10 protein-coding genes and 1 riboswitch are annotated in these 11,474 nt (G+C 68.5%); of the genes, 5 read left to right on the top strand and 5 right to left on the bottom strand.

What is annotated here, in order from left to right:
- Positions 1–67 precede the first annotated feature (67 nt).
- Positions 68–166: riboswitch (TPP riboswitch) on the bottom strand.
- Positions 167–262: 96 nt separating this feature from the next.
- Complete coding sequence (locus tag FA90_RS10515) at positions 263–1,225, bottom strand: DUF535 family protein (protein ID WP_036168566.1); 963 nt, start codon at positions 1,223–1,225, stop codon at positions 263–265.
- A 275-nt stretch (positions 1,226–1,500) separates the two neighbouring features.
- Between FA90_RS10515 and FA90_RS10510 the strand changes: the two genes are divergently transcribed.
- On the top strand, positions 1,501–2,214 hold the full coding sequence (locus tag FA90_RS10510) for a glutathione S-transferase (protein WP_036168564.1): 714 nt from the start codon (positions 1,501–1,503) through the stop codon (positions 2,212–2,214).
- 114 nt (positions 2,215–2,328) lie between these two features.
- Positions 2,329–4,152, top strand: coding sequence for an amidase (locus tag FA90_RS10505; RefSeq protein WP_036168563.1), 1,824 nt, complete (start codon positions 2,329–2,331; stop codon positions 4,150–4,152).
- A 63-nt stretch (positions 4,153–4,215) separates the two neighbouring features.
- Here FA90_RS10505 and FA90_RS10500 read toward each other — a convergent pair whose 3' ends face one another.
- Entirely contained in the window at positions 4,216–4,641 is a 426-nt protein-coding gene (locus tag FA90_RS10500; protein WP_156116662.1) for a PEP-CTERM sorting domain-containing protein, read from the bottom strand.
- A 298-nt stretch (positions 4,642–4,939) separates the two neighbouring features.
- On the opposite strand from FA90_RS10500, the gene FA90_RS10495 reads away from it, so the two are divergent.
- Complete coding sequence (locus FA90_RS10495) at positions 4,940–5,827, top strand: PhzF family phenazine biosynthesis protein (protein ID WP_239700664.1); 888 nt, start codon at positions 4,940–4,942, stop codon at positions 5,825–5,827.
- A 333-nt stretch (positions 5,828–6,160) separates the two neighbouring features.
- Positions 6,161–9,019, top strand: a complete 2,859-nt coding sequence (locus tag FA90_RS10490; RefSeq protein WP_239700661.1) for an EAL domain-containing protein — start codon at positions 6,161–6,163, stop codon at positions 9,017–9,019.
- A 47-nt stretch (positions 9,020–9,066) separates the two neighbouring features.
- Here FA90_RS10490 and FA90_RS10485 read toward each other — a convergent pair whose 3' ends face one another.
- A complete protein-coding gene (locus FA90_RS10485) occupies positions 9,067–9,456 on the bottom strand; it encodes a DUF4124 domain-containing protein (RefSeq protein WP_036168557.1) in 390 nt (129 codons plus the stop codon).
- A gap of 168 nt (positions 9,457–9,624) precedes the next feature.
- Between FA90_RS10485 and FA90_RS27695 the strand changes: the two genes are divergently transcribed.
- Positions 9,625–9,720 (top strand): twin-arginine translocation signal domain-containing protein, encoded by a 96-nt coding sequence (locus FA90_RS27695; protein ID WP_373994605.1) that lies wholly within the window; start codon positions 9,625–9,627, stop codon positions 9,718–9,720.
- A gap of 248 nt (positions 9,721–9,968) precedes the next feature.
- On the opposite strand, the gene FA90_RS10480 is transcribed toward FA90_RS27695, so the two are convergent.
- Together FA90_RS10480 and FA90_RS10475 are read right to left on the bottom strand one after the other, a co-directional pair.
- On the bottom strand, positions 9,969–10,328 hold the full coding sequence (locus tag FA90_RS10480) for a YXWGXW repeat-containing protein (RefSeq protein WP_036168555.1): 360 nt from the start codon (positions 10,326–10,328) through the stop codon (positions 9,969–9,971).
- A gap of 104 nt (positions 10,329–10,432) precedes the next feature.
- Positions 10,433–11,416 carry a threo-3-hydroxy-L-aspartate ammonia-lyase gene (locus FA90_RS10475; RefSeq protein WP_036168553.1) on the bottom strand — a complete coding sequence of 328 codons (984 nt, stop codon included), beginning with the start codon at positions 11,414–11,416 and terminating at the stop codon, positions 10,433–10,435.
- Positions 11,417–11,474: the final 58 nt, after the last annotated feature.

Below are 11,474 nucleotides of genomic sequence, written 5' to 3'. Positions count from 1 at the left end.
TCGGCGCGCCGTTGGGCTGCGCTGCTTTTTATAAGCCGGAGCCAACGGGGAAGGGCAAAACGAGGAGGGGTGCTGCTCTGCGCTTTCCTTCGCTGGCATTATCCAGATCAGGTACGAAGGGTATGTCTCACCCGGAAGCGCACTCCCAGGACCCCTAGCGAAGGCGCGAGTGTAACACGAGCGCGCCCCATGGTGGTGCTTCTGTCAACCGTGGGCGACACGCCTTGCCACATGTTTGCCACGTGCTGCAGCTGCGCCCGCCTCAGATCTGGGCCGGCTCCAGCACCGGCGCCGGGTGCTCGATCTGCGCGCGCGCGTGCAGCAGGTGGCGCTGCAGCGCGGTGCGCGCCGATTCGCCGATCAGGCGCCAGTGCTCGCGCCGCTGGGCCGCGCGCTTGCGGTGCTTGGAGGGCATGTCCGCCAGCGGCTTGACGTAGAACGGCAGCGCAATCAGGTAGCCGGGGCCGCCGCTCATTTCGGCGCCGCCGAGGATCTTCCAGAAGCCGTCGTAGGCGTTGGCAAAGTGCTTTTCGGGCGCAGGATCGTAGGCGACGTGGGCCTCGCCGCGGATCGCGGCTACCTTGTCGATGCCGACCGCCTGGGCGATGCCCTGCATGGCGGCGAAGCAGAAGAAGCTCGGCGAATTGTTCGGGAAAATCCGCTCGAAGGCTTCGAAGGCCGCGCCGGAATCGGCCCAGCGCCCCTGGTTGCGCGCGATGAAGGGCACGACCGGCGTGTCGAGGCCGAACATCGCTCCCTCGAGCCAGCTGAATGAGAGTCGGTGCAGGCATTTGCCGTCCGCGACCAGGGCCAGCGTCAAGTCGCCCTCGGCATTGCTGCGCGACGCCATTTCGAGCTGGATGACGAAGCTGGCGCCGTCGTCGTCGTGCTGCCACAGCGGCAGCGCACGCGCGCCGTAGACCCCGGCCTTGTAGGCATCGTTGAAGGTGGTTTCTTCAAAGCGGTAGTGGCTCAGCACGGCTTGCACGCGCTGGCGCACCGGCAAGCCCTTGATGAGGTAGTCGCGGTGGCTGAGGTGGTGGAAGGGATCGTCGTCGCCGGGCTGGGCGACGTGGTTGCGGTAGACGCCGAGCCGGCACAGCGCGCGGTGCTCGCGGTAGTAGGCCAGGACGCGCATGCTGCGTGCGACGCACAGCATCCAGGTAGAGAAACTGTACTGGCTGCGGCGGGCGATCCAGTGGCGGGTCAGGTGAGCGAAAATCATGAAGCGCTCCGTAGGGATGTGATGACGGGTTATATCTTGTCGCACTCGCCTCCTGGGCAAAGTGAGATTGCTCAACGGAAATAAATCATTCCGAGCGTCAAGGTCGACCCATGCCGTCACCCATTCCCTGTCTTGTTTTTGTTGTGATCATGTCTCTTGTTATTGATCTTTTGGCAGCCCTAATTTGGCAACCCGAAGACTAGCACGATTGCCGCGCCGAACATCGGGATCATGAGGAATAATTGAGTCAAACCGAACAACATAAGGAGCGCCTGATGGCGTATGAACTTTTTTATTGGCCCACCATCCAGGGGCGCGGCGAGTTCGTGCGCCTGGCCCTGGAAGAGGCCGGCGTGGACTACGTCGACGTGGCGCGCGAGCCGGGCGGCATGGCGCGCATGATGGCGGCGATGGACGGCGCCGACCATCCCTCGTTCGCGCCGCCGTTCCTGAAGGCCGACGCTCTGGCGATGGGGCAGGTCGCCAACATCCTGCTGTACATCGGCCAGCGCCACGGCCTAGCCCCGGGCGACGAGCAGGGCCGGCTGTGGGTCAACCAGCTGCAGCTGACCATCGCCGACCTGGTGACCGAGGCGCACGACAGCCACCACCCGATCGCGTCCTCGCTGTACTACGAGGACCAGCGGCCGGAAGCCAAGCGCCGCGCCGCCGATTTCCTCGAGACGCGCTTGCCGAAATTCCTGGATTACTTCGAGGGCATCCTGGGTCGGCCCGAGCCCAAGGACTACCTGCTGGGCGACCAGGTCAGCTATGCCGATCTGTCGCTGTTCCAGGTCCTCGAGGGGCTGCGCTACGCGTTTCCCGGCACGCTGGCGCGCATCGACGCCAACTACCCGCTGCTGGGCGCATTGCGCGAGCGGGTGGCGGCGCGTCCGCGCATCAAGGCCTACCTGGCCTCCGCGCGGCGTCTGCCGTTCAACGAGGAAGGCATCTTCCGCCACTATCCGGAGCTGGACGGCCAGGCCTGACGGCGAGGGCCGGCGCGTGCGTGCACACGGGGTCGAGGCAGCGCATTTCGTTATTGTTTTGGCTACCCGAGTGGGGTAGGATCACAGGGGCCATCGAACCACCTCAGGAGCCCCATGACCCAACGCCGCCAGTTCCTCATCAACGCCCCGCTCGGCCTGCTGGCCGTGAGCGGCGCCGTCCGCAGCGCCGACGCCGCGGCCGCCATCGCCAACGATCCGCTGCCGCAGGACGGCGCCACCCCGGGTGCGCCGCCCACCTTCGGCGCCACGCCGGCGGTCGGCCCCGAAGTCACGCCCGCCACCTTCGCCGAGGCCGAGAAGCTGATGCAGGTGAGCCTCAGCCCGGCCCAGCGCCGCATGGCCGCCGACAACTGGCGCATCTCGCTGGCTTCGACGATGGAGCGGCGCACCGGTCCGAAGAAGGTGGCGCTGGAGCCCGGCCTGGCGCCGGCCACCGTGTGGGATCCGGCCAGCATCGCGCCCGGTTTGAAAGGCCCCGCGCAGGCGCGCTTCGTGCGCACGCGCGCGGGCGCGGGCCCGTTGCCCGCCAAGGACGAGGACATCGCCTACGCGCCGGTGACCCAGCTGTCGCGCTGGATCGAGTCGCGCGCCATCAGCTCGGAGCGCCTGACGCGCATCTATATGGAGCGCATCCGCCGCCTCGACCCGAAGCTGCGCAGCGTGATCACCCTTACCGACGAGCACGCGCTGGCCCAGGCGCGCCAGGCCGACCGCGAGATCGCCGCCGGCAAATACCGCGGCCCGCTGCACGGCATCCCGTATGGCGTGAAGGACCTGCTCGACACCGCCGGCATCCGCACCACCTGGGGCGCCGAGTTCAACCGCGACCGCGTACCGCAGCAGGACTCGGCCGTGGTGGCCCGGCTGAACGCGGCCGGCGCCGTGCTGGTGGCCAAGCTGAGCCTGGGTGCGCTGGCGCTGAACGACGTCTGGTTCGGCGGCCAGACCGTGAATCCGTGGCTGCTCGAGGAGGGCGCCTCGGGCTCGAGCGCCGGCCCGGGTGCGGCGACCGCGGCGGCGCTGGTCGCGTTCTCGATCGGCAGCGAGACCGGCGGCAGCATCGTCAGCCCGTCGATGCGTTGCGGCGTGACCGGCCTGCGCCCGACCTATGGCCGGGTGCCGCGCACCGGCGCCATGACGCTGTGCTGGTCGCTCGACAAGCTGGGACCGATGACGCGCAGCGTCGAGGATGCGATGCTGGTGCTGCAGGCGATCTCGGGCACCGATCCGGGCGACGTCGCCAGCCGTGCGGCCAAACTGGACTTCGACGCCGGCGCGAAAGTGGCCGGCCTGAAGTTCGGCTATTTTGCCGACTGGATGAAGGAAGCGCCGGCGACGAGCGTCGACCGCGCCGCGCTGGAGAGCCTGCAGAAGATGGGGCTGAAAGCGGTGCCGGTGACGCTGCCCGACTGGCCCTACCAGTCGCTCAACACGGTGCTGTTTGCGGAAGCGGCCGCCGCGTTCGAGGAGATCACGCTGGACGGACGCGCCGACCAGTTGAAAATGCAGGTGCCGGATGCCTGGCCGAACCTGTTCCGCGAAGCGCGCTTCCTGTCGGCGGTCGACTTCGTGCAGGGCGACCGCCTGCGCCGCAAGGTGGCGCTCGAGATGGCGCGCATCATGGGCGAGGTCGATTTGCTGATCGTGCCTTCGCTGCGCGACGAGATGCTGACCATCTCGAACTTTACCGGCCACCCCTCGCTGACGCTGCGCACCGGTTTCGTCGACGTCACGCAGGCGCGCAGCGACTGGGCGCCGAATCCGGCGCAGCCGCTCCCGACCTTCAACCCGCCGCGCCGTGTGCCGCACGGCGTGACCCTGATCGGCCGGCTGTTCGACGAAGGCACGATTGGCGAGGTCGGCCTGGCGCTGGAGCGCGCGACCGGCGCGATGCGCGAGCGTCCGCCGGGGTTCTGAGGCGGCCAGGTGCACAGGCTCGCGGCACCGGGTGTCTGCATGCTGTTGCGGCTGCCGATGCGCTCACGGCGCCCGGAAGCGCAGGTTGGCCGGGCGCTGGCCGCGCAGCAGGAGCAGGGCCAGGCCGAACCCGAGCATCCCCGTGGCGCCGGGCTCCGGCACCGGCGGCGGCGGCGGCGGCGGCAGGTCGAGCCGCACCGCATCGCACTCGCCTTCGAAGCGGCACGCCGTGGCCGGCGGTCCGACGTCGTTGTCGAAAGCTGCGCCATAGACACTGTCCCCGCCGGCCGGCGCACTTGGGCCGGTGAAGTCGGGGCCGAGGGCGGCAACAGCATCGATGGCGGCAACAGCATCGATGGCATAGCCGCCGGCGTCGACGATCGTATCGGCGCCGAATACGTCGCCGGTCACGCCGACGCTGCTGCCGGACGCAGCAGTAGCGTACAGCGGCGCGGCCACTGCCCCGCATGTCGCCAGCGACAGAGACAAGGCGAGGGCCAGAGCGCAGGCCGAAGCGAGCGCGAGCGGCGATGCGGAAGGACGGGGCGATGCCGGCATTGAATCTCCTCCAAGCACAGTCGAAGTCGAGAACACGGCCAGCTTACGGCAGCCGGCCGAACGCGAACTGAGCAGGATCAGACGTATGCGTCGCGGGTCAAGCTCAAGGAGACGCCAGGCGATCGAACGATCGAGGCCGGGCAGAGCCCCATGCACGTTCCGCGACGGCGCACTATGATGTGGGGTTCTCGCACACCGCCGCTGTGCCAACCCTTTCCAGGAGATATTCGTGATCCCTACCCACACAACGAGATCGAGCAGCGCGACCGGCGCGGCCATCCGGCGTATCGCCGCTTTCTCCGACGGCGAAACCGGCGGCAATCCGGCCGGCGTCTGGATCGGCGCCCAGTTGCCGCCCGAGGCCGAGATGCAGCAGCTGGCCTGCGAGGTCGGCTTTTCCGAGACCGTCTTCGCGGCGCCGCACGCGAATGGGGAAGGCTGGCGCGTGCGTTACTTCTCGCCCGAGACCGAAGTGCCGTTCTGCGGTCATGCCACCATCGCGCTGGGTGCGGCGCTGGCGCGCGAGTACGGCGACGGGGTCTATGCGCTCACGCTGAACCGCGCCGCGATCACGGTCGAGGGCCGGCGCGAGCCTGCCGCCAAGGGCGAGCTGACCGGCGCGGCGCTGCAATCGCCGCCGACCCACAGCCGGCCGGCCGACCCGAAGCTGGTGGTGGACACGCTGGCGCTGTTCGGCTACCGCGAAGCCGACCTCGACCCGCGCCTGCCGCCCGCATTCGCCCATGCCGGCGCCGACCACCTGGTGATCGGCCTGGCCAGCCGCGCCTTGCTGGCGGCCATGCACTACGAACTCGACGCCGGGCGCGCGCTGATGGCGGCGCATGGCCTGTGCACCATCGTGCTGGCCTGGGCCGAGACGCCGCAGCTGTTCCATACCCGCAATCCGTTCGCCGTCGGCGGGGTGTACGAAGATCCGGCCACCGGCGCCGGCACCGCGGCGCTGGCCGGCTACCTGCGCGACCTCGGCTGGCCGCACGGCGGCGCGATCGACGTGGTGCAGGGCGAGGACATGGGCATGCGCTCGCACCTGCATGCCGGCATCCCGGCCGCGCCGGGCAGTTCGATCCGCGTCTCGGGTACCGCGCGGCGGTTGTAAGTCACTGGACCAGGGCCAGGCAGCGCTATCGCTGCGCGTGCGCGGCTGGCCGCTGCGAAACTGCGGGTGACCCACGCCCAAATATTGCTTGTGTTGCACATACGTCTTTTGCCTTGATGTAAAGCAAAAATTGCATGACTGCACTTGTCACAAGCGGTATGCTGGCGGATTGATGCCGCTGGAGGGCGGCCGCACGCCGCCAGCTGATCCTCGTCTATGCTCAAGCCTTTCACCGTACCGCGTAAAAAAACGATACTTTCTCTGGCCCAGCGTGTGCTGGACGCCGTAATGCGTTTTTTTGCCATCTATGTGATACCGCTTGGGATCGCGTTCATGTCCCTGATTGCATTGGTGACATGGCAACAGCATTATGTTTCCGGCGGCGACGAAGAACTCGGCATGCAGGTGCTGGCCGCCAAGGTGCCCTTGAGCCCGGCCCAGGCCGCGCTGCAATTGTCGCTGCATCCACCGGTCGAATCGTACGATACCCAGCTGTCCGAGGCGCCGGTGTGGTTCGGTTTCACCGCGCACGCCTTCGCGCAGGAAGCCGGGCAACGCGGCGGTCAATACCGCGACATCGAATTCCCCTCGCGCCACGCCATCGACATGGCGTGCTGGGATGGCCGTTCCCTGGCGCCGCTGGGCGACGCTTCGCGCGCGGGTGCGCACGGGGCCATGGTCGCCGTCAAGTCCGGCTTCGCGCTTCGCCTGCCCGCAGGCGTCGACAGCGTGCTGTGCCGCGCCGGTTTCGTCGGGCCGGCCCACCTGACCGTGCTGCAATGGCCGGACGGCCAGCTGGAAAAATCGGTCCAGCAATTCCACCGCAAGTCCGGCCTGCTCGACGGCGGCATGATCGTGCTGACCGTGTTCATCCTGCTGACCGCGCTCATCAACCGCCAGGTGGTGTACGTGCAGTTCGCCGGCTGGCTGATCCTCAACCTGCGCGTCGGCGCGCTGTCGGCCGGCTGGGACACCCAATGGCTGGGCCAGGCCGTGCCGCACGACTGGCTGCTGCCGCTGCGCGCGGTGACGATCGCCCTGTATGCGATGTCCTCGGTGACGCTGTACCAGACCCTGTTTGGCGCGGAACTCTCGAACACCCGCTTCGGCCCGCCGCTGCGCGTCTTGCAATGGCTCTGCCTGCCGTTGCCGGCCTGCGCGCTGGTGCTGCGGTCCCGTGTGTTCCTGCCGCTGATGTGGAGCGTGGCCGCCTTCGGCCTGTCGCTGATGACGCTCGGCCTGGCGGCCAGCATGCTGCGTTCGCGCAACCGGGTGGCGATGTGGTTCGCCGCCTCGTTCGCGGTGACCTTCCTGTCCTCGCTGGCCGAGGTGGTCGCGGCCGCGTTCGGCATGCGCGAGATCGTCGACGTGATCAACAGCGTGACGGCGGCGCTGGCATCGGGCCTGCTGGCCGCGCTCGCGGTCGCCGAGCAGATGCGCATCGAGACCGAAAAGCGCAGGCAAGCCCAGGAAAAGCTGCAGCAGGCGTTCGAGGCGATGCCGGTCGGCCTGTTCACGCTCGACATGTACGGCCATTTCCTGAGCGCGAATCCGGCCTTGCGCGAGATGCTCGGCGCCAGCGTCATCACCCCGGGGCAGAGCAGCTGGAAGCACTATTTCGCCGACAGCGTCTGGCTCGAACTGCACGAGAAGGTGCACATGCAGGGCGAAGCCGAGATGCACATCGCCAACCGCGACGCCAGCCGGCGCTTCATGGTCAGTGCCACCCTCGCGCGCGGGCGCATCGAGGCGATGCTGCAGGACGTCACCGAAAAATACCAGACCAACGAGCAGCTGCGCTTCATGGCCGACAACGATCCGCTGACCAAGGTGTTCAACCGGCGCGGCGTCGAAAGGATGTTCGGGACCGCGCTGCAGGCGCTGGGCGCCGGCAAGCCGCTGGCCCTTGCCTACATCGGTCTCGACCGCCTCGAGCTGATCAACGACCTGTTTGGCCACGCGGCCGGCGACCAGGTGCTCAAGCAGGTGTGCGAGCGGATGGCGCTGACGCTGGCCGGCGACCAGAGGATCGGCCGCGTCGGCGGCGGCGAGTTCGTGATTGTCATGCCCGACACCGCGCTCCCGCTGGCGACGCTGATCTGCCGCGGCACCGTCGAGCGCATCGGCGGCGCCGCGTACCGGGTCGGCGACAAGGCCTTCCAGGTGCGCGGCTCGGTCGGCCTGATCGAAGTGCGGCCGGGCATGGCGCTCGCGGACGCGCTCTCGACCGCCGAGCGCGCCTGCCGCGAAGCCAAGAGCGGCCACGGCGACGGCCTGGTGGTGTACGAACGCGACGCCAGCGCCTTCCGGGAACGCGCGGCCGAGCTCGACCTGGTCGAGCGCCTGGACGGCCCGAACCCGACCGACGGCATGTTCCTCGAAATGCAGCCGATCATGTCGCTGGTGTCGCCGCACGAGTCGCTCGACGTCGAGGTGCTGCTGCGCATGCGCGAACCGGACGGCCGCACCGTCCCGGCCGGCCGGCTGATCGCCGCCGCCGAACAGAGCGGACGCATGAGCGTGATCGACCGCTGGGTGCTGTCGGCCACGCTGGCCTGGATCGAGGACAACCTGGCCTCGCTGCGCACCACCCGCTTCGTGTGCGTGAACCTGTCGGGCGCATCGCTGAACGACGAGCGCTTCGTGCGGGACGCACTCGAGATCCTGGCGCGCTACGCGCACGTGACGAACCGCCTGTGCATGGAAGTGACGGAAAGCGTGGCGCTGCACGACCTGGACAACACGCGCCGCTTCATCGGCCAGGTGCGCAAATTCGGCGTGAAGGTCGCGCTGGCCGACTTCGGCGCCGGCTGGACCTCGTTCTCGTACCTCAAGGAAGTGCCGGCCGATGTGCTCAAGATCGACGGCAGCTTGATCGTCGACATCAGCGCCGATCCGGCCAAGGTGGCGATCGTCGAGGCGATCGTCAGCCTGGCGGCGAACCTGGGCATGAAGACCATCGCCGAGCGGGCCGCGGACGCCGCCACCGTGCGCACCCTGGTGGAAATCGGCGTCGACTACGTGCAGGGCCATGCCATCGCGCGCGCGCAGCCGCCGGAAAAGCTGCCGGCAGCCGGGTCCTCGGCCAGCTTCATCAAGTCCGACGAGGTACTGCAGCTGGTGCGCACGCTTGGTGCGCCGGCCAACGAGCCGGGGCTGTCCCCGATCACGCCGCTGCGCGGTTCACACTGAGCCGCAGCCGCAGCCGCAGCCGCTGCAGTCGCCTCGGCGGCAGGGGCTCAGGGCAGGCCGGCCAGCGTCGGCCGCGCGTCCTGCAGCATCAGCATCCGGTGCGCCGCCCTCAGGGTGGCGACGTCCTGCTTGAGCGGGGCCGCGCGCGTCAGGTCGGGGCGGCGCCACTGGCGCAGGTCGGCCGCGGGCAGCACGCGGCGCTGCACATCGGGTTGAGACTGCGGCTGGAACTGCATCTGCGACGGTGCGCCGGCCTGGGACATGCTCTTGTCCTGGTCGAGGCGCACGGTCGCCGCGCGGGCGCCGCAGGGCTGGTCGGTGAGGGTCACGCGGCCGTCGGCATCGACGCACTTCACGATGTCGTTGCCGGCCATCACGACCGGCGCCGCCACGACCATGGCGGCAAACATACACATCAGGCGTACTTGGCGCTTCATCGCATTCTCCTGTGCTAGGTTTCCAGAATGCCTGGCGCGAGCGCCGCTTTCCGTTCGGTGCTTCACCCTTATCAATCAACGCGACGTCGCGAACCCTTGTCCGAAATTTGGTCCAATCCGGAGAGCCAGGCGCGAGACCAATTTGATAAACGGTTCAGACGAGGATGGATGATGGAGAAGCTGACACGAAGAACGTTCTTCAAGGCTGCCGGCGCCACCGCGGCCGCCGTGAGCGCCAAGGCCAGGGCGCTGACGGGCGGGTAGACGCAGCACGGACATGCGCAGGGCGGCACAACCCGACCGGCAAGCCGGTGCACCTGATCGGCGTGTACGTGGTGGACAAGGGCAAGCCGATCGCGACGCCGGTCAGCAAGTAGACGGACGCGGAACGCGCCGAGAGAGAATAGGGGAACGGGCATGCGCGTCCGTGCATGCGTACGACTGCGCGTTACGCATGCACGCGCACGGGCACGCACGGGCGCACGCACCGCGTACGCGCGCGCCCACGAGGATCAACCGCGGTTCGGGTTGTTCGGATGGTTGTCGACGCGGTTCGGGATGCCGTCGCCGTCACGGTCGCCGTGGCCCCAGCCGCCGCGTTCCATCACCCAGTGGCCGTCGCGCTGGACCCAGTTCGGGGCGCGGTAGCTATAGCCGCGGCGCTCACGTTCCCAATGACCCGCGACCCAGACGTGACGGCCGTGGTTCCAATTCCAGTAGCCCGGGGCCCATACGTAACCGTGGCGCGGCGGCGGCATGTGTTCGGCGCGCGGCGGCGGCGGAGCGCGGTCGACGATGATCTGGGCGCCGGCAGGCGCGGCGACGCCGGCGAACGAACCGGCGATCAGTGCGGCGATAAGCAGTTTTTTCATAGTGGTCTCCTGAGAGTCATGCTGTGGAATGACTGTATCGCAGGAGCCCTGAGCCTGACTGTGCGCTGGACCGCTTATATTGACAGCTCAGCCGCCGAGTACAGTCAGCCGGCCACCAGCCTGGCGAAGCGCGCCAGGTCGACGTTGCCGCCGCTGATCAGGATGCCGACGCGCTTGCCGGCCACGGGCACCACACCGGACAACGCCGCCGCCGCGGCCAGGCAGCCGGTCGGCTCGACCACGGTCTTCATGCGCTCGGCGAAGAACTTCATCGCCTCGACCAGATGCGCGTCGCTGACGGTGACGATGTCGTCCACCAGGCGCCGGATCACGGCGAAGTTGTGCTGGCCGAGGTGGCTGGTCTGGGCGCCGTCGGCAATGGTCTGCGGCACGCCGATGTCGACGATCCGGCCGCTGCGCAGCGACTGCTGGCCGTCGTTGCCGGCTTCCGGCTCGACGCCGATCACTTTGCAATCGGGCGACAGGCTCGATGCCGCCAGCGCGCAGCCGGCCAGCAGGCCGCCGCCGCCGAGCGGCACCAGCAGCAGGTCGAGCGGGCCGGTCTCCTCGAACAGTTCCTTGGCCGCCGTGCCCTGGCCGGCGATCACGTCCGGGTGGTCGTAGGGCGGAATCAGGGTCATGCCGCGCTCCCTGGCCAGGCGCTGGCCGATCTCTTCGCGGTTTTCCGTGTAGCGGTCGTAGAAGATCACCTCGCCGCCATAACCCTGGGTGGCGCGCACTTTCAGCTCGGGCGCATCCTTGGGCATGATGATGGCGGCGCGGATGCCGGCCAGCCTGGCCGACAGCGCGATCGCCTGTGCGTGGTTGCCCGACGAGTAGGTCAGCACGCCGGCCGCGCGCTGCGCCGCATCGAACTTCGCGATCGCGTTGTAGGCGCCGCGGAACTTGAAGGCGCCCATGCGCTGCAGGTTCTCGGCCTTGAAGAACAGGCTGGCGCCGGTGGCCGCGTCGGCGGTGCGCGAGGTCAGGACCGGGGTGCGGTGGGCCGCGCCGGCGATGCGGGCGGCGGCTTGTTCGACATCGCCGTAAGTGAGTTCCTGCTGCGGTTCGGATGCGTGCTCGGTCATGCTGTGGGCTCTCTCGATAAGACGAAAGCAGGAAGTATAGCGGGAAGCCCGGGCCGCG

The organism is Massilia sp. 9096 (genome assembly GCF_000745265.1).
Classification (GTDB): domain Bacteria; phylum Pseudomonadota; class Gammaproteobacteria; order Burkholderiales; family Burkholderiaceae_D; genus Telluria.
This window is presented reverse-complemented; position numbering and strand designations above follow the sequence as displayed.